Annotated in this window: 14 protein-coding genes; 9 read left to right on the forward strand and 5 right to left on the reverse strand. The window is 63.0% G+C overall.

What is annotated here, in order from left to right:
* Window positions 1-13 precede the first annotated feature (13 nt).
* Window positions 14-2,263, reverse strand: coding sequence for a TonB-dependent siderophore receptor (locus B498_RS13025; RefSeq protein ID WP_008500981.1), 2,250 nt, complete (start codon window positions 2,261-2,263; stop codon window positions 14-16).
* Window positions 2,264-2,407: 144 nt separating this feature from the next.
* On the opposite strand from B498_RS13025, the gene fes reads away from it, so the two are divergent.
* The 3 genes from fes to entF are packed head-to-tail and all read left to right on the forward strand — an operon-like array spanning window position 2,408 to window position 7,684.
* The gene (gene fes / locus B498_RS13020; RefSeq protein WP_008500982.1) at window positions 2,408-3,607 is read left to right on the forward strand and encodes an enterochelin esterase; all 1,200 of its coding nucleotides are present in this window, start codon (window positions 2,408-2,410) and stop codon (window positions 3,605-3,607) included.
* Window positions 3,608-3,617: 10 nt separating this feature from the next.
* Complete coding sequence (locus B498_RS13015) at window positions 3,618-3,830, forward strand: MbtH family protein (RefSeq protein ID WP_008500983.1); 213 nt, start codon at window positions 3,618-3,620, stop codon at window positions 3,828-3,830.
* A complete protein-coding gene (gene entF / locus B498_RS13010) occupies window positions 3,827-7,684 on the forward strand; it encodes an enterobactin non-ribosomal peptide synthetase EntF (protein ID WP_008500984.1) in 3,858 nt (1,285 codons plus the stop codon). Before B498_RS13015 ends, entF begins: the two co-directional genes overlap by 4 nt.
* Window positions 7,685-7,770: 86 nt before the next feature.
* Here entF and fepC read toward each other — a convergent pair whose 3' ends face one another.
* Genes fepC through fepD form a run of 3 tightly spaced genes read right to left on the reverse strand, consistent with a single transcriptional unit; the run spans window position 7,771 to window position 10,555 of the window.
* Window positions 7,771-8,565: an iron-enterobactin ABC transporter ATP-binding protein gene (gene fepC, locus B498_RS13005; RefSeq protein ID WP_008500985.1), complete on the reverse strand. Its 795-nt coding sequence runs from the start codon at window positions 8,563-8,565 to the stop codon at window positions 7,771-7,773.
* A complete protein-coding gene (fepG, locus tag B498_RS13000; protein WP_008500987.1) occupies window positions 8,562-9,554 on the reverse strand; it encodes an iron-enterobactin ABC transporter permease in 993 nt (330 codons plus the stop codon). The genes fepC and fepG overlap by 4 nt, the downstream gene beginning before the upstream one ends.
* Window positions 9,551-10,555, reverse strand: a complete 1,005-nt coding sequence (fepD, locus tag B498_RS12995) for a Fe(3+)-siderophore ABC transporter permease (protein ID WP_008500988.1) — start codon at window positions 10,553-10,555, stop codon at window positions 9,551-9,553. Before fepD ends, fepG begins: the two co-directional genes overlap by 4 nt.
* 108 nt (window positions 10,556-10,663) lie before the next feature.
* Between fepD and entS the strand changes: the two genes are divergently transcribed.
* Window positions 10,664-11,902, forward strand: a complete 1,239-nt coding sequence (gene entS / locus B498_RS12990; protein ID WP_008500989.1) for an enterobactin transporter EntS — start codon at window positions 10,664-10,666, stop codon at window positions 11,900-11,902.
* Between the two features lie 77 nt (window positions 11,903-11,979).
* Here entS and fepB read toward each other — a convergent pair whose 3' ends face one another.
* Window positions 11,980-12,939 carry a Fe2+-enterobactin ABC transporter substrate-binding protein gene (gene fepB, locus B498_RS12985; protein WP_008500990.1) on the reverse strand — a complete coding sequence of 320 codons (960 nt, stop codon included), beginning with the start codon at window positions 12,937-12,939 and terminating at the stop codon, window positions 11,980-11,982.
* Between the two features lie 188 nt (window positions 12,940-13,127).
* Here fepB and entC point away from each other — a divergent pair, with 188 nt between their 5' ends.
* The 5 genes from entC to entH are packed head-to-tail and all read left to right on the forward strand — an operon-like array spanning window position 13,128 to window position 17,954.
* Window positions 13,128-14,303, forward strand: coding sequence for an isochorismate synthase EntC (gene entC, locus B498_RS12980; protein WP_008500991.1), 1,176 nt, complete (start codon window positions 13,128-13,130; stop codon window positions 14,301-14,303).
* A 9-nt stretch (window positions 14,304-14,312) separates the two neighbouring features.
* Window positions 14,313-15,923, forward strand: a complete 1,611-nt coding sequence (gene entE / locus B498_RS12975) for a (2,3-dihydroxybenzoyl)adenylate synthase EntE (RefSeq protein ID WP_008500992.1) — start codon at window positions 14,313-14,315, stop codon at window positions 15,921-15,923.
* A gap of 10 nt (window positions 15,924-15,933) precedes the next feature.
* On the forward strand, window positions 15,934-16,788 hold the full coding sequence (locus tag B498_RS12970) for an isochorismatase (protein ID WP_008500993.1): 855 nt from the start codon (window positions 15,934-15,936) through the stop codon (window positions 16,786-16,788).
* Window positions 16,788-17,540, forward strand: coding sequence for a 2,3-dihydro-2,3-dihydroxybenzoate dehydrogenase EntA (gene entA / locus B498_RS12965; RefSeq protein ID WP_008500994.1), 753 nt, complete (start codon window positions 16,788-16,790; stop codon window positions 17,538-17,540). Before B498_RS12970 ends, entA begins: the two co-directional genes overlap by 1 nt.
* Entirely contained in the window at window positions 17,541-17,954 is a 414-nt protein-coding gene (gene entH, locus B498_RS12960; protein ID WP_008500995.1) for a proofreading thioesterase EntH, read from the forward strand.
* Window positions 17,955-18,000: the final 46 nt, after the last annotated feature.

An 18,000-nucleotide genomic window follows, 5' to 3' on the forward strand; every position in this document is an offset into this window, starting at 1 on the left:
GTTGTTGCCTTTATCAGAATCGCGTATTCACGCTCATATACCACGTGCGGCCTGGCTCATTATAGGTATAAGCCCCCGCGCCGTACATATACGCGCCGGTGGTGGCGTTCCCGGTCGTCTGGGCATTACCCGCACGCCACTGGCGCTTGTCGAAGACGTTATCCACGCCGCCGGTCAGGCTGACGTTTTTGGTCATGTCCCAGGTCGCGCTCAGGCCAACGATGCTGTACGGGCTGACCTCGTCTTTTTCAGACCCGGTCACAGGCTGACCTTTGTAGTTGTACTTCTTCGGCTGCTGCTTGCCGTACCAGGTAAAGGTCGACTGGAGCGACACGTCCTGATGAACCTGCCAGCTCAGTGTCGAGTTCAGCGTGTACTCCGGAATGATCGACAGACGGTCGCCGGTCTCCTTGTTCTTGCTCTGCAGCATGTAGGTGATGTTGTTGGTCCAGTTAATGGTGTCGCTGACCGGCACGTTCAGGGAGCCTTCCAGCCCTTCAACCACCGCTTTCGGCACGTTTTCCCACTGGTAGATATCCGTCTGCACTTTACCGGACGAGGTGTGGCCGATCGGCGCGTAGCCCGCTTCGATCTTGTTGCGGTAGTCGTTGCGGAACCAGGTCACGCCCGCCAGCCAGCCGTCGCGCTTCCACTCCAGACCAATCTCTTTGTTGATGCTGGTTTCGGCCTTAAGATCGTCGTTACCCATCATATAGCAGCCTACGCCGTCGGAGCTGGCGTAGCAGCCCTGACCTTTGCTGTAGAGCAGGTAGTTCGGGTTGGTCTGATACAGGCTTGGCGCCTTATAGGCGCGGGCGATACCCATCTTCAGCGTGAAGTCATCCCCCAGACCCTGCGACAGGTTCAGGGACGGGCTCCAGTTGTTGCCGACGATGGTGTGGTGGTCGAAGCGCAGGGCAGGGGTCAGCATGGTGCTGTCGGTCAGCTCCATGTTGTTTTCGGCGAACAGGGAGAAAATCTCTGCCGACGTGTACGGGCTCCGATCGTTACTCATGCCCGGAATAGTGCCGCCCTGCAGGGTTTGCGTGAAGGAGGTGGAATCTTTCATGCGCTGCTGGTTCCACTCGGTACCCAGCGTCAGGTTCTGGTTAACGAGGAAATCAATCGGCAGGTTGATTTCGCTGTGCAGCATCACGTCGGCCAGATCGGTGTCGGTGAATTTATTGCTGTTGAACAAGCCTTCCGTACCGCCCGCCAGCCCTTCACCCAGACGGGAGTTGCGGGTGTGCTCGTACTGCGCCCAGTTGCTGGTGGTAATGCCGTTATCCCAGCCGCCGTTCCAGGTCACCGCGAAGTTCTGGCGATAGATACGGTTGGTCTCTTTGCCGTAGTTCTTTTTCACCAGGCCGCTGGAGCTGTTGTCGTTGTTGGTGTTCTGGGTATCACCGGCGTAGAGGTTGTTCTGGCGGCTGTAGCCCGCCTCAAATTCCAGAGACTGCATCGGCGCAAAGTCCCAGCGCACCACGCCGTTAATGTCTTTATTTTCTACACCCTCGCGGCCAGCAGGCAGCGTGTCGGCGTAGGCGCCGGTACGGTCAGACTGGTGACCCTGGTTGATGTCCCACGCGTCGGCCTGGGTTTTGTCCAGGTTACCGAACATGCGGAAGCTGAAGTCGCCGCCCAGCGGGCCGCTCAGGCTGAAGTTGGTGCGTTTGGTGGAACCTTCATCCTTGTGCTCAGGCGCATTCAGGTAGGTGTTCCAGGAGCCGTGCCACTGGTCGTCGAATTTTTTGGTGATGATGTTCACCACGCCGCCTGCCGCGCCGTTGCCGTAGCGCGCGGCGGCAGGACCGCGGATCACTTCGATGCGCTCGATCATCTCCGGCGGCACCCAGCCGGTATCGCCGCGGGTGTCACGCTCGCCGCGCCAGCCCAGACGGATGGAGTTACGGCTGGTCACCGGCTTGCCGTCGATCAGGATCAGGGTGTTTTCTGGCCCCATGCCGCGGATATCAATCTGACGGTTATTCCCGCGCTGGCCGCTGGTGGAGTTACCGGTCAGGTTAACGCCCGGCATGGTGCGGATGATTTCCGCCACGTCGCGCGCGGGCGGGTTTTTCCGGATCTCATCGGCGGTGATGGTCGATACCCCCGGCGCCTGCAGATTCTGCTCGGCGGCGGTGATCACCATCGTGTCTTCGTGCTGCGCAGAGGCGGTGTTGTCGTCTGCCAGAGCAGGCAGCGCGACGCCATAAATCCCTAAATTGACCAGCAAGGCCAGAGAGTGAATCTTCTTATTCATTGTACGTCCTGCTTTTGTGGTTGTTTTATGAGCGCTTCCCACAGCGCGGGCACTACGCTATTGCAAATGCAAATAGTTATCAATAATATTATCAATAAAATTTGCTCTGAAACAAAAAAGACTGTTAAACATGAGGTTATAAGGGTGACGGCGTTAACAACGGGAAGTGAAGCGTGGTGGCAGTCGAAAAACGGGCCTGAATGGACGCCGGAAAAGGGAAACTATCGCGTCACGTTCTGGTGGCGTGACCCGGCAGGAACGCAAAGAACGTCACCGATCAAACGCGTCTGGCTCTACGTCACCGGCGTGACCGATCACCACCAAAATGCCCGCCCGCAGTCCCTCGAACGCATTCCCGATACCGACGTCTGGCAGTGGCAGGGCGAGTTCAGCCCCGAGTGGCGCGGAAGCTACTGTTTTATCCCTTCCGTGAATGAAAACGATTTTGCCAGCGTCGTGTTTGAAGGCGAGCAGCCGGAACGCATGGCGCTGCGTGAAGGCTGGCGCAAGCTGCTGCCGCACGCAGTTTCAGACCCGCTGAACCCGCAAAGCTGGCGCGGCGGGCGCGGCCATGCCGTCTCGGCGTTGGAAATGCCGGAAGCACCCGTTCAGCCGGGGTGGAATCATCCCGATACGCCGTATCAGCCGCCAGTCTGCATTGAGTGGGAAAGCGCGCGCCTGAAAAATCGCCGTCGCATCTGGATTTTCACCACCGGGAGCGACGACTCGGAACGCCCGCTGGCGGTCCTGCTCGACGGGCAGTTCTGGGCCGAAAGCATGCCGGTCTGGCCTGCGCTGGCGTCGCTCACCGCCGTGCGCAAATTACCGCCTGCGGTCTACGTCTTAATCGATGTTATCGACATGGCGCATCGCAACCGCGAGCTGCCGTGCAATCCCGACTTCTGGCTGGCGGTGCAGGAAGAACTTCTCCCCCTTGTTAAAAAACGCGCGCCGTTCAGCGACCGCGCCGACCGTACGGTGGTCGCAGGGCAAAGCTTTGGCGGTCTATCATCCCTTTATGCCGCACTGCACTGGCCGCAGCGTTTTGGCTGCGTGCTTAGCCAGTCCGGCTCCTACTGGTGGCCACACCGCGGCGGCCAGCAGGACGGGCTGTTAATCGAGCAACTTAAAACCGGCGAAATATCCCCTCGCGGGTTACGCATCCTTCTTGAGGCCGGGCGCAACGAGCCGCTCATCTTCCGCGCGAATCAGGCGATTTATGCCGAACTGCACACACACCAACCGGTTATCTGGCGTCAGGTTGACGGCGGACACGATGCGCTTTGCTGGCGCGGTGGGCTGACGCAGGGGCTTATCACCCTCTGGCAGCCGCTTATTCACTAACGGAGTCTGTATGGAATTCAGCAATCCTTTCGATAATCCGCTGGGACAGTTCGCCATTTTGCAAAACGACCAGGGGCAGTACAGCCTCTGGCCACAGCAGTGCGAACTGCCGGCAGGGTGGGGCGTGGTGTGCGAAGCACAGTCTCAGGAGGCGTGCCAGCAGTGGCTGGCGGAACGCTGGCAGACGCTTGAGCCATCTTATTTCGCGGGGGAGAACGCATGAACCGTCTTCCTCTCGTCGCCGCCCAGCCGGGTATCTGGATGGCGGAACAGCTGTCCACGCTGCCAAACGCCTGGAGCGTGGCGCACTACACCGAGCTGAAAGGCGATATCGATGCGCCGCTGCTGGCAAAAGCCGTTGCCGCGGGCATGATGCAGGCCGATACCCTGCGCATGCGCTTTGTGGAAGACAACGGTGAGGTGTGGCAGTGGGTGGATGACACCTTCATTCTGCCGGAACCGTCCATCGTTCGCGTTGATTCCCACGCCGCCGCCGTGGCGCTGATGGACGCCGATCTTAACCAGAACCTGCGCGTCGACAGCGGTCAGCCGCTCGCTTTCCATCAACTGATTCAGGTCGGTGAAAACCATTGGTACTGGTATCAGCGCTATCACCATCTGGTGGTGGATGGCTTCAGCTTCCCGGCCATAACCCGCCAGATCGCCGCGATTTATGCCGCGTGGAAAAAGGGCGAACCCACGCCGGAATCCCCGTTTACGCCATTCGCAGAGGTGGTGGACGAGTATCAGCGCTATCGCGACAGCGAGGCGTACCGGCGCGACGGCGCCTTCTGGGCCGGGCAGCGCAAAGAGCTGCCTTCTCCGGTCTCGCTCTCCTCCGCGCCGCTGCCGGGCCGCGCCGCCACGACCGACATTCTGCGTCTGAAAATTACCGCCGACGGCCGCGCTTTCAGCAAGCTTGCACAGGCGGCAGGGCAGGTACAGCGCACCGACCTGGCGCTTGCGCTGGTGGCGCTGTGGCTGGGGCGCCTCACCGGACGGCTGGACTACGCCGCCGGGTTTATCTTTATGCGCCGGATGGGATCCGCGGCGCTCACCGCGACCGGGCCGGTGCTTAACGTCCTGCCGCTGGCGGTCAATATCGATCCCCAGGAGAGCCTGCCCTCGCTGGCGCTGCGCCTGGCGAACCAGCTGAAAAAAATGCGCCGCCACCAGCGCTACGACGCCGAGCAGATCGTGCGCGACAGCGGGAAAGCGGCGGGTGATGAAGCGCTGTTTGGCCCGGTGCTGAACGTTAAAGTGTTCGACTACCAGCTGGATATCGACGGCGTGGAGGCCATCACCCACACGCTGGCGACCGGCCCGGTGAACGATCTGGAGCTGGCGCTGTTCCCGGACGAGCAGGGCGGGCTGAGCATGGAGATCCTCGCCAATAAGCAGCGCTACGATGAGGCGACGCTGACGCGTCACGTCGCGCGCCTGAACGCGATGCTGGTGCAGTTTGCGGCCAACCCGGACCTGCGCTGCGGCGAGGTGGAAACCGTTTCAGAGCAGGAATACGCAAAGCTCGCGCGCATCAACGATACCGGGCTGGCGCTGCCGTCCACCACGCTCGCGGATCTGGTGGCGGAACAGGCGAGCAAAACGCCGGATGCCCCGGCGCTGGTGGATGCGCACGTTGAACTCAGCTATCGTCAGATGCGCGAGCAGGTCGTCACGCTGGCAAACCTGCTGCGCGCGCGCGGTGTGAAGCCGGGCGACAGCGTGGCGGTGGCCCTGCCGCGCTCGGTATTCCTGACGTTAGCCTTGCACGGCATTGTGGAGGCGGGCGCCGCGTGGCTGCCGCTCGACACCGGCTATCCGGACGATCGCCTGCGGATGATGCTCGAGGACGCGAAACCGTCCCTGCTCATTACCACCGACGAACAGCTTCCGCGTTTTAGCGATCTGTCCGTCGAGACGTTTAGTTACAACACACTTTTACCGGCCACCGATGCTGAGCCGCTGCGTCTGGCAAAGCCGGAGCAGACGGCGTACATCATCTTTACCTCCGGCTCGACAGGGCGTCCAAAAGGGGTCATGGTCGGCCATACCGCCATCGTTAACCGCCTGAAGTGGATGCAGGACCATTATCTGCTGGGCGCGAACGATGTGGTGGCGCAGAAAACGCCGTGCAGCTTTGACGTGTCGGTGTGGGAGTTCTGGTGGCCGTTTATCGCCGGGGCGAAGCTGGTGATGGCGGAGCCGGACGCGCACCGCGACCCGCAAGCAATGCAGAGCTTCTTCGCGCACTACGGCGTGACCACTACCCACTTCGTGCCGTCGATGCTGGCGGCGTTTGTTGCCTCGCTGACGCCGGAAAATGTCGACTGCTGCAAAACGCTTAAGCAGGTGTTCTGCAGCGGCGAAGCGCTGCCGACGGCGCTGTGCCGCGAGTGGGAACAGCTGACGCACGTGCCGCTGCATAACCTTTACGGCCCGACGGAAGCGGCGGTGGATGTCAGCTGGTATCCGGCTTTTGGGCCCGAGCTGGCGGCGGTGGAAGGCAACAGCGTGCCGATCGGTTTCCCGGTGTGGAATACGGGGCTGCGCATTCTGGATGCGATGATGCGCCCGGTACCGTTCGGCGTGGCAGGGGATCTCTACCTCACCGGCATCCAGCTGGCGCAGGGGTATCTGGGACGCCCCGATCTCACCGCCAGCCGCTTTATCGCCGACCCGTTCGCGCCGGGCGAGCGGATGTACCGCACCGGAGACGTTGCCCGTTGGCTGGACAACGGCGCGGTGGAATATCTGGGCCGCAGCGACGACCAGCTGAAAATCCGCGGCCAGCGCATCGAGCTGGGTGAAATCGACCGGGCGATGCTGTCGCTGCCGGACGTGGCCCAGGCCGTGGCGCACGCCTGCGTGTTCAACCAGGCGGCGGCGACGGGCGGCGATGCGCGCCAGCTGGTGGGGTACGTGGTTTCTGAATCCGGCTTACCGCTGGACCGCGACGCGCTGCTGGACTCGCTCAGGGCACAGTTGCCGCCGCATATGGTGCCGGTGGTGCTGCTGCAAATCAGCGCGCTGCCGCTGAGCGCCAACGGCAAGCTGGATCGCAAGGCGCTGCCGCTGCCGGAGCTGACCGGTAAAACCTCCGGTCGCGCGCCGGAAAGCGAAACTGAAATCGCCGTGGCGCAGGCGTTTGCCGCGCTGCTGGGCTGTGAGATCAGCGACATTGAAGCGGATTTCTTCGCCCTCGGCGGCCACTCGCTGCTGGCGATGCGCCTCGCGGCGCAGCTCAGCCGTGCGTTTAGCCGCAAGGTCACGCCGGGGCAGATTATGGTCGCCTCCACGGTGAGTAAGCTTAGCGCGCTGCTGGACTCGCAAATGAGCGACGAGCAGGCGCAGCGTCTGGGGTTTGAAACGCTTCTGCCGCTGCGTGAGGGCGACGGCCCGACGCTATTCTGCTTCCATCCGGCGTCCGGCTTTGCCTGGCAGTTTAGCGTCCTGGCGCGCTATCTCAGCCCGCGCTGGTCAATCGTCGGCATTCAGTCGCCGCGCCCGGACGGCCCGATGCAGCAGTGCGCGGATCTCGATGGGGTGATCGATCATCACCTGAAAACGTTGCGTAAGCAGCAGCCGCAGGGGCCGTATTACCTGTTCGGCTATTCCCTCGGCGGCACGCTGGCGCAGGGCATTGCGGCCCGCCTGCGCGAGCAGGGTGAAGCGGTGGCGTTCCTCGGCCTGCTGGATACCTGGCCGCCGGAAACCCAGAACTGGGCGGAGAAAGAGGCCAACGGCCTCGACCCGGCGGTGCTGGCGGAGATCGAGCGCGAGCGTCAGGCGTTTATCGCCGCCCAGCAGGGACAGGGCTCCAGCGAGCTGTTTAACGCTATCGAAGGCAACTACGCCGATGCGGTGCGGCTGCTCACCACGGCGCACAGTTCACGCTTTGACGGTAAGGCGACGCTGTTTGTTGCCGAACGCACGCGCATGATGGATCCGCAGGCCGCCTGGGCACCGTGGGTGGGGGAACTGGAGGTGTACAGCCAGGACTGCGCCCACGTGGATATCATTTCACCGCAGGCGTTTGAGAAAATTGGGCCAGTGTTGAGGGAGATTTTGGGGTAACGTCAAAAGCGCCGGGTGGGGGCTACGCCTTACCCGGCCTACGGGAGCCGAGTGTAGGCCGGGTAAGGCGTGCCGCCACCCGGCAATTACCGCCGACCTAACGGCACCACCAGCGGCGTTCCCGCCACCGGATCGTCAATAATCATGCAGCGCATACCGTAGATCCGCGCGATCAGCTCCGGCGTGACAATCTCCTTCGGCGCACCCTGCGCCACAATCTCCCCGTCGCGCAAGGCAATCAGGTGCGTGGCGTAACGGCACGCCTGGTTTAAATCGTGCAGCACCGCCGCCAGAGTATAGCCCTGCGTGCGGTTCAGCTCGCTCAGCAGCTCCAGCAGATCAATCTGGTGGCTGATGTCCAGCCAGGTTGTCGGCTCGTCCAGCAGCATGATCGACGTTTCCTGCGCCAGCACCATCGCAATCCACGCCCGCTGACGCTGGCCGCCGGAGAGGGTGTCCACGCTCTGCTGGGCGAGATCGGTGATGCCCGTCGCCTGCATCGCGCGGTTCACCGCCTCGTCATCTTCCTTGCGCCAGCGGGTAAACAGCGGCTGGTGCGGGTAGCGCCCGCGCGAGACCAGCTCCTGCACCGTGATGTCCCCCGGCGTGGTGGCGTTTTGCGCCAGCAGCCCGATGCGCCTGGCCACCTCTTTGCTGGCGAAGCGCTGGATCTGCTCGCCGTCGAGAAGTACGCTCCCCGAAACCGGCGTCATCAGGCGGCTCAGGGTGCGCAGCAGAGTCGATTTCCCGCAGCCGTTCGGGCCGATAATCGCCGTGAAGTGGCCGTCCGGAATGGCGACGGATAAATCGCGGGCAACGATTTTGTTGCCGTAGCCGAGGGTGAGATGTTCGCCGCGCAAGCGGGTGGTTGTGTCTGTCATTTCTTGCGTGACTCCTGAACGAGCAAGACGATGAGGTAAATGCCGCCGAGGCTGACGGTCACCACGCCCACCGGCAGTTGATAAGGCATAAACAGCCGCTGGGCGCAGAGGTCGGCGGCCAGCAGCAGCATCGCACCGCACAGCGCCGCCTGGGTTAATCCCCAGCGCGCCGTCCCGCTAAGGCGGCGGGCGATATGCGGCGCGACAAGGGCGATAAACGAGATCGGCCCGGCGATGGCGGTGGAGGCTGCGGTCAGCAGTACCGCTACCAGCATCAGCATCAGGCGCGAGCGCTCGACGCTCACGCCCAGCGCGCAGGCGCTGTCGTCGCCCATCTCCAGCAGCCGCATGCGCCTGACCAGCAGCAACGCGCCGATAAACATCAGGATAATCAGCGGCGCGGCGGGCCAGGTTTTGCCCCACGTCAGGCCGTTGAGAGAACCTGCGTACCACAGCCCGGCGGAAAGCGCCGTTTCCAGCGAGGCCTGCAGCAGCAGCCAGGTATTGAAGGCCATCAGCATCGCACGGATGCCGATACCGATAATGATCAGCCGGAAGGTGTCGATGCCGTTGCGCCAGGCCAACAGCCAGATAACCAGCGACGTCAGAATGCCGCCCGCCATCGCCGTGAAGGTAATGGCCGTCAGGTGCTGGCCGAACAGCACCATCGCCACCAGCACGCCGCTCCAGGCCCCGGTATTGAGGCCCATCACGTCCGGGCTGCCGAGCGGGTTGCGCATCAGCGACTGGAATATCGCGCCGCTGACGCCGAGCGCCGCGCCGACCAGGATTGCCATCGCCACGCGCGGCAGCCGCCATTCGGTGACCACCATGGTGATGTTACGCGGCGCGTTGCCGGTGAGAGCGTGAAATACCTGCGCGAAATCAAGCGTTACGGCACCGCTTTGCAGGCTCCAGACCGCCAGCAGCAGACTGGCGACGACCAGCAGGGAGACGCTGGTGACTAAACGCCGGGACGGGGCCCTCATGCGCCACCTCCGCGTTTACGGCGCACCAGGAAAATCAGCACCGGCGCGCCGATAAAGGCGCTGACCACCGAGACGCGCAGTTCACCCGGCACCAGCAGGCGGCCCAGCACGTCGGCAAACAGCAGCAGGGCAGGCGTCGCCAGCAGCGTGACCGGCAGAGACCAGCGGTGATCCGCCCCTACCAGCCAGCGCGCCATGTGCGGCATCATCAGGCCGATAAAGGCGATTGGCCCGACCACGGCGGTCGCGCTGCCGCACAGGACGGTGATGGCCAGCAGGCCAGTCAGCTGCGTGCGCGCGACGCGGTTGCCGAGCGCGGTGGCGGTGTCGCTGCCGAGGCTCAGGCTGTTCAGCGCCCGGCTTAACGACAGCGCTACGGCGGCGGCAATCATCACCGGGATCGCCACCACTTTCAGCGTTTCAAGAGTGCGGATATCCAGCGAACCGGCCTGCCAGAAGCGCAGCTGGTCGTAAACGTCCGGGTTGAGCAGGGCGATGCCGTTGGACAAGCCTTCCAGCACCGCGGCAAGCGCCACGCCCGCCAGCGTCAGGCGTACCGGGCTCAGCTGTCCGCCGCCCTGGCTGCCGGTAAACGCGACCACCAGCGAGGCGGCCAGCGCGCCGCAGAAGGCCATTACCAGCTGCTCAGACGGAGAGGTGAAGCCGAACAGCGCCGCGCCCAGCACGATGGCAAAGCTGGCGCCAGAGTTAACGCCGAGAATGCCGGGGTCCGCCAGCGGGTTGCGGGTGAGGGTTTGCATCAGGGCACCGGCAAGACCGAGCGCGCCGCCGGCCAGCAGTCCAGCAAGGGTGCGGGGCAGGCGGGCGTCGAGCACGATAGTGCAGTCGGCGCTCTGACAGGTGCCGGAGAACGCATCGACAATAACGGACGCAGGCAGCGGCCTGGCGCCGACCAGCAGGCTGAGTGCAATCGCCAGGCTCAATAGCAGCAATAAAACGGGCAAGGCAACGGCGCGCACCGAAGAAGAGGAAAACGACATAGCAACATCCATGATTTGATAATGATAGTGATTATCGTTATCTATCTTGTTTGGCTATGTTAGCATGTGCGCCCATGGAATGGGTAGAATTACACTCAAGGCTTTGTCATGAATCAAAAATCCTGGCTGCTCAACCTCAGCCTGCTTAAAACGCACCCGGCGTATCGCGCCGTGTTTATTGCCCGCTTTATCTCCATTTTATCCCTCGGCCTGCTCGGCGTGGCCGTACCGGTCCAGATCCAGACGATGACCCACTCCAGCTGGCTGGTGGGGTTATCGGTGACGTTAACCGGCGGGGCGATGTTTATCGGTCTGATGGTCGGCGGCGTGCTGGCGGACCGCTACGAGCGCAAAAAGCTGATCCTGCTGGCGCGCGGCACCTGCGGCGTGGGCTTTATCGGGCTGTGTCTGAACGCCATGCTGCCGGAGCCGTCGCTGATCGCCATTTATGCCCTGGGACTGTGGGACGGTTTCTTCGCCTCGTTAGGCGTGACGGCGCTGCTGGCGGCGACGCCCGCGCTGGTCGGGCGCGAGAACCTGATGCAGGCGGGGGCGATCACCATGCTCACCGTGCGCCTCGGCTCGGTGATTTCGCCGATGGTGGGCGGCCTGCTGCTGGCAACCGGCAACGTGGCGTGGAACTACGGCCTGGCCGCGGCGGGGACCTTTATCACCACGCTGACGCTGCTGCGCCTGCCGCTGCTGCCTCCTCCGCCGCAGCCGCGCGAGCATCCGCTGAAATCGCTGATGGCCGCGATTCGTTTCCTGTTCAGCAACCCGCTGATTGGCGGGATTGCGCTGCTCGGCGGCCTGCTGACGATGGCGAGCGCCGTGCGCGTGCTCTACCCGGCGCTGGCGGGCGAGTGGCAGATGAGCGCCTCGGAAATAGGCATTCTCTACGCCGCCATTCCGCTCGGCGCGGCGTGCGGGGCGCTGACCAGCGGCAACCTGGCACAGAGCGCGCGGCCGGGGTTGATTATGCTGCTTGCCACGCTGGCCTCGTTTATCGCTATCGGCTTCTTTAGCCTGATGCCGGTCTGGGCGCTGGGGGTGATGTGTCTGGTGATCTTCGGCTGGCTGAGCGCCATCAGCTCGCTGCTGCAGTACACCCTGATCCAGACCCAGACGCCGGAAGGAATGCTCGGGCGCATTAACGGCCTGTGGACCGCGCAGAACGTCACGGGCGATGCCATTGGCGCGGCGATCCTCGGCGGGTTGGGGGCGATAATGAGCCCGGCGGCGTCCGCGAGCAGCAGCGGGTTTGTACTTGCGATAGTTGGCGGGATTTTGTTGATGGTATTAGCGGAATTGCGGCGGTTCAGGCAGGAGAGAGTGTTGACCCTGTAGGTCGGGTAAGGCGGAGCCGCCACCCGACAAAACGCCCGGCGGCGCTGCGCTTACCGGGCCTACGGGGAACGTGCCTCTTATTTAAACATCGCATTCAAACGCTGCAACACCAGCATCGCGCTGTAATAATCCAGGCGGAACGTCTCGGTTCCCAACGCCCACACGCGCTTGTTTTTCACCGACGGCAGGTGCGCCAGCAGCGGGTTAGCGTAAATCGCCGCCACGTCTTTCTCGTCACCGGCAAACACAAACAGCCCTTCGCCGTTCAGCCCCGTCGCCAGGTTTTCACCGCCCAGCTGGATAATGTCGTGGCGCTTGCCCTGGCTTGTTGAGGTCTGCAACCCGGCAGGCAGGTCCGCCAGCGTAAAGCCCAGCTGGTGCAGCAGCTTGCCCTGTGCCGATTCGGCGGTCCACAGGTTGGCGGAATGCGCGGCGGCGGTGTAGACGATGGCGTTCACCGGCTGCGGCGGCAGCGTCATCTTCTGTTTCACCTGCGCGAGCTGTTTATCAAACGCGGCAATGCGCTCTGCGGCCTGCTTTTCGTGTCCGGTGATCGCGCCCAGCTGAGTCAGCAGCGCCTGCCAGCTCTTGTCGTCGTAGTTGATGATAAGCGTCGGCGCAATGCCGGAAAGCTGATCGTACAGCGCCAGCGCGGAATCCCCGCCGGTGGCGCTGATCAAAATCAGGTCAGGCATTTGCGCGGCCACCGCTTCAGCGCTGGGCTCGCCGATATACAGCCGGGCAACTTTGCGCTGCTTCGCGATATCGCCCCACTGGCGCAGGAAACCCTGTCCATCCGCCACGCGGTTGTTCGGCGTGGTCGCGCCGCTGGCGACGACCGGTGCGTCAATGGTCAGCAGGGAGCCGGTTAAGGTCACGCTGGTGGAGACAATGCGCGTCGGTTTGCTCTCAAGCGTGTGAACGCCGCGGCTGTCGGTCACCTGACGGGGCCAGTCGGCGGCGGCAGCTGAGGTAAGTCCTAAAACAAAAAGTGATAATAAAAGCAGGGGATTACGGAAAACGGCAGGGAATTTCACAGCGCGGGATCCTGTTTTTGTTGGAGATAATGCTTCTCATTTTCATATTTGCCGCACCGGGATGCAAGCTTTTGTCGCACAAGTTATTTGCCCGACGGTTGACAGCGAAGCGATGTGGGATTAGGTTAGCCGACGAAAATATAAATGATAATCATTATTGCTTCTTTTATCATTTTGAGGAGGATGATATGGATACGTCCCTGGCTGAGGAAGTTCAGCACGCCGCAACCACGCTGGAATCAGACCGTTTTTTCTTTATGTCGCCTTACCGCAGCTTTACCACGTCCGGCTGCTTTGCCCGCTTCAGTGAACCCGCCGTCGGCGGTGACGATCCGGCGGGTCGCTTCCAGCAAAAATTAGCCCAGGCCTTCCGCACGGCAAAAGCCAGCGGTATTGCTCACCCGGTGATGGTGGGGGCGATCCCGTTCGACACCCGCAAGCCCTCGTCGCTGTTTATTCCGCAACGCTGGGAGACCTTTTCCCGTCCCGCACGTCAGCAGTCCGCACGCTATTTTTCCGGCGCGCAGGCCCTGAAGGTGGCACAACGCGCCGAGATCCCGCCGCAGCCCGTCTTCGAAGAGATGGTCGCTCGCGCCGCGTCGCTGACCGCGACGCCGCAGGTGAACAAGGTGGTCCTGTCGCGCCTGATTGATATCGCGACCGACAAACGCCTGGACAGCGGCGCCCTGATGGAGCGCCTGATCGCCCAGAACCCGGCGAGCTTCAACTTCCACGTGCCGCTGGAAGACGGCGGCGTGCTGCTGGGCGCCAGCCCGGAGCTGCTGCTGCGCAAAGAGGGGGCGTACTTTAGTTCGCTGCCGCTGGCGGGCTCCGCGCGCCGTCAGCCTGACGACGTGCTGGATCGCGAGGCGGGCAACAAGCTGCTGGCCTCCGAAAAGGACCGTCACGAGCACGATCTGGTCACCCAGGCGATGAAGACCATTCTGGCACCGCGCAGCCACCATCTCAGCATGCCTGATTCTCCTCAGCTGATTACCACGCCGACGCTGTGGCATCTGGCAACGCCGGTAGAAGGCGAGGCGCGTGAAAACGAGAACGCCCTGACGCTGGCCTGCCTGCTGCACCCGACCCCGGCGCTGAGCGGCTTCCCGCATCAGGCGGCGAAAGAGCTGATTGCCGAGCTGGAGCCGTTCGACCGCGAGCTGTTCGGCGGCATCGTTGGCTGGTGCGACAGCGAAGGCAACGGCGAGTGGGTGGTGACCATCCGCTGCGCGCGTCTTCGCGAAAATACCGTTCGCCTGTTTGCCGGTGCGGGCATTGTGCCTGCCTCCTCCCCGGTGGGCGAGTGGCGCGAGACGGGCGTGAAGCTCTCCACCATGCTTAACGTTTTTGGTTTGCACTAAGGAAGACTCATGACCATTCCCTTTACCCGCTGGCCTGAGGATTTTGCCCGCCGCTACCGTGAAAAAGGCTACTGGCAGGATCTGCCGTTGACCCACATCCTGACGGATCGGGCGGACAGCGATGCGGTGGCGATTATCGATGGCGATCGCCGCATTACCTACCGCGCGCTGAATCAGGCCGTAAGCAACCTGGCCTCAGCCCTTCAGGCGCGAGGATTGCAGCGCGGCGAGACGGCGCTGGTGCAGCTTGGCAACGTGGCCGAGTTCTACATGACCTTTTTCGCGCTGCTGCAAATCGGCGTCGCGCCGGTGAACGCGCTCTTTAGCCATCAGCGTAGCGAACTCAACGCCTACGCGGCGCAGATCAAACCCGCCGTGCTGATCGCCGATCGCGACCACGCGCTGTTTGCGGGCGATGACTTCCTCAACGCTTTCGTGGGGGAACACCGTTCGGTACGCGTCGTGCTGCTGTGCGGCGATAAGGGTGAACATGCCCTGGACGCGGCGATTGCGCGTCCCGCGGACAACTTCATCCCGAACCCGACGCCCGCCGACGAAGTGGCGTTCTTCCAGCTCTCCGGCGGCAGCACCGGCACGCCGAAGCTGATCCCGCGAACGCACAACGACTATGACTACAGCATTCGTCGCAGCAACGAGATCTGCGGCATTACCGCCGAAACGCGTTACCTGAACGCGCTCCCTGCGGCGCACAACTACGCCATGAGCTCGCCGGGGTCGTTAGGCGTCTTTACCGCGGGCGGCTGCGTGGTGCTGGCGAACGATCCGAGCGCCACGCTCTGCTTCCCGCTGATTGGACAGCATCAGGTTAACGTCACCTCGCTGGTGCCGCCTGCCGTCAGCCTCTGGCTTCAGGCGATTGCCGACGGGGCGGACAGCGCGCAGCTTAAATCACTGAAGCTGCTGCAGGTGGGCGGCGCGCGCCTTTCCGCCACGCTCGCGGCGCGTATTCCGGCAGAAATTGGCTGCCAGCTGCAGCAGGTGTTCGGCATGGCGGAAGGGCTGGTGAACTACACCGCGCTTGACGACGCCCCGGAACGCATCATCAACACCCAGGGCCGCCCGATGTGCCCGGACGACGAAGTGTGGGTGGCGGACGAGCACGGCAATCCGCTGCCGCGTGGGGAGGTCGGACGCCTGATGACGCGCGGCCCGTACACCTTCCGCGGCTATTTCAACAGCCCGGAACACAACGCCAGCGCCTTCGACGCCGACGGCTTTTACTGCTCCGGGGATCTGATCGCCATTGACGATCAGGGCTACATCACCGTGCAGGGGCGTGAGAAAGATCAGATCAACCGCGGCGGCGAGAAGATCGCCGCCGAGGAGATCGAGAACCTGCTGCTGCGCCATGAGTCGGTGATCCACGCCGCGCTGGTGAGCATGGAGGACAGCCTGCTGGGCGAGAAGAGCTGCGCGTATCTGGTGGTGAAACAGCCCCTGCGCGCGGTCGAGGTGCGTCGCTTCCTGCGCGAGCAGGGCGTCGCCGAATTTAAGCTGCCGGACCGCGTGGAGAGCGTGGATGCGCTCCCGCTGACGCCGGTCGGCAAAGTTGATAAGAAACAGTTGCGCCTGTGGCTTGCTGAACGCGCCCGGGGCTGAGGAAAAGAGTATGGCCATTCCAAAATTAACCGCTTACGCGCTGCCGACCGCCGCAGAGCTGCCGACCAGCAAGGTGAACTGGGCGTTTGAACCGGAGCGCGCGGCGCTGTTGATCCACGATATGCAGGAGTACTTCCTGAACTTCTGGGGCGAAAATAGCGACATGATGCAGCAGGTAGTCGCGAACATCGCCAGACTGCGCGCGTACTGCAAAGAACACAATATCCCGGTGTACTACACCGCGCAGCCGAAAGAGCAGAGCGATGAAGACCGCGCCCTGCTGAACGACATGTGGGGGCCGGGCCTGACCCGCTCGCCGGAGCAGCAGCGCATCGTGGCTGAACTGACGCCGGACGAAGCGGACACCGTGCTGGTGAAGTGGCGCTACAGCGCGTTTCACCGCTCGCCGCTGGAGCAGATGCTGAAAGAGACCGGCCGCAACCAGCTGCTGATTACCGGCGTTTACGCCCACATCGGCTGCATGACCACCGCCACAGATGCCTTTATGCGCGACATCAAGCCGTTCTTTATTGCCGATGCGCTGGCGGATTTCACCCGCGACGAGCACCTGATGTCGCTGAACTACGTGGCAGGACGCTCGGGCCGCGTGGTGATGACCGACGAGCTGTTGCCGTCCGTTCCGACCTCGAAGGCCGCGCTGCGCGCGCTGATCCTGCCGCTGCTGGACGAGTCCGACGAGCCGATGGATGACGAAAACTTGATCGACTACGGCCTGGATTCAGTGCGCATGATGGCGCTGGCCGCCCGCTGGCGCAAAGTACACGGCGATATCGATTTCGTGATGCTGGCAAAAAATCCGACCCTCGACGCCTGGTGGGCGCTGCTCTCCCGCGAGGTGAAGTGATGGTGTTTGATTTCACCGGCAAAACCGTCTGGGTCACGGGCGCGGGGAAGGGGATTGGCTACGCGACCGCACTGGCGTTTGCCGAAGCCGGCGCGCAGGTGACCGGCTTCGATCTGGCCTTCCCGCAGAATGACTATCCGTTTGCCACCGAAACGCTGGACGTGGCGGATGCCGGGCAGGTGCAGGAGGTGTGCGGGCGCGTGCTGGCATCGCTCGACCGCCTTGACGTGCTGGTCAACGCGGCGGGCATTCTGCGCATGGGGGCAACTGACCAGCTCTCGCAGGAAGACTGGCAGGATACCTTCGCGGTCAACGTCGGCGGCGCGTTCAATCTGTTCCAGCAGACCATGGGCCAGTTCCGCCTTCAGCAGGGCGGGGCGATTGTTACCGTGGCGTCCGACGCTGCGCACGCGCCGCGCATCGGCATGAGCGCCTACGGCGCATCGAAAGCGGCGCTGAAAAGCCTGGCCCTGACCGTCGGGCTGGAGCTGGCGGGCAGCGGCGTACGCTGTAACCTGGTGTCGCCGGGCTCAACGGACACCGACATGCAGCGCACCCTGTGGACCAGCGACGACGCGGAACAGCAGCGTATTCGCGGCTTTGGCGAGCAGTTCAAGCTCGGCATTCCGCTGGGCAAAATCGCCCGCCCGCAGGAGATAGCTGCGACCGTGCTGTTCCTTGCCTCCGATGCCGCCAGCCACATCACCCTGCAGGATATCGTGGTGGACGGCGGCTCCACGCTGGGGGCGTAAATGATCTGGAAACGTCATTTATCGCTTGAGGAGCTGAACGCCACCAGCGTGAATACCCTGGTGGCGAACCTGGGCATCGTCTATACCCGCCTCGGGGACGACGCGCTGGAAGCGGAGATGCCGGTGGATGCGCGTACCCATCAGCCGTTTGGCCTGCTGCACGGCGGGGCGTCGGCGGCGCTGGCGGAAACGCTCGGCTCAATGGCCGGATTTCTGATGACCCGCGACGGGCAGAGCGTGGTGGGCACGGAGCTGAACGCCACGCATCATCGGGCGGTATCCCACGGCAAGGTTCGCGGCGTGTGTCAGCCGCTGCATCTTGGGCGTTCGAGCCAGAGCTGGGAGATTGGGGTCTTCGACGAGCAGGGGCGGCGGTGCTGTACCTGCCGGTTAAGCACGATGGTGCTGGGCTAACTCAGATCAAAGTGATCGGCTTAACACTGTGGTGAAAATCTCTGGT

Source organism: Enterobacter sp. SST3 (assembly GCF_000286655.1).
GTDB lineage: Bacteria > Pseudomonadota > Gammaproteobacteria > Enterobacterales > Enterobacteriaceae > Enterobacter > Enterobacter roggenkampii.

Coding starts and splice junctions, on each gene's coding strand:
- entC (WP_008500991.1), top strand. CDS start 13,128: ATGGATACGTCCCTGGCTGAGGAAGTTCAGCACGCCGCAACCACGCTG.
- fepC (WP_008500985.1), bottom strand. CDS start 8,565: ATGACAGACACAACCACCCGCTTGCGCGGCGAACATCTCACCCTCGGC.
- entE (WP_008500992.1), top strand. CDS start 14,313: ATGACCATTCCCTTTACCCGCTGGCCTGAGGATTTTGCCCGCCGCTAC.
- entF (WP_008500984.1), top strand. CDS start 3,827: ATGAACCGTCTTCCTCTCGTCGCCGCCCAGCCGGGTATCTGGATGGCG.
- entA (WP_008500994.1), top strand. CDS start 16,788: ATGGTGTTTGATTTCACCGGCAAAACCGTCTGGGTCACGGGCGCGGGG.
- entH (WP_008500995.1), top strand. CDS start 17,541: ATGATCTGGAAACGTCATTTATCGCTTGAGGAGCTGAACGCCACCAGC.
- fepG (WP_008500987.1), bottom strand. CDS start 9,554: ATGAGGGCCCCGTCCCGGCGTTTAGTCACCAGCGTCTCCCTGCTGGTC.
- B498_RS13015 (WP_008500983.1), top strand. CDS start 3,618: ATGGAATTCAGCAATCCTTTCGATAATCCGCTGGGACAGTTCGCCATT.
- B498_RS13025 (WP_008500981.1), bottom strand. CDS start 2,263: ATGAATAAGAAGATTCACTCTCTGGCCTTGCTGGTCAATTTAGGGATT.
- B498_RS12970 (WP_008500993.1), top strand. CDS start 15,934: ATGGCCATTCCAAAATTAACCGCTTACGCGCTGCCGACCGCCGCAGAG.
- entS (WP_008500989.1), top strand. CDS start 10,664: ATGAATCAAAAATCCTGGCTGCTCAACCTCAGCCTGCTTAAAACGCAC.
- fepD (WP_008500988.1), bottom strand. CDS start 10,555: ATGTCGTTTTCCTCTTCTTCGGTGCGCGCCGTTGCCTTGCCCGTTTTA.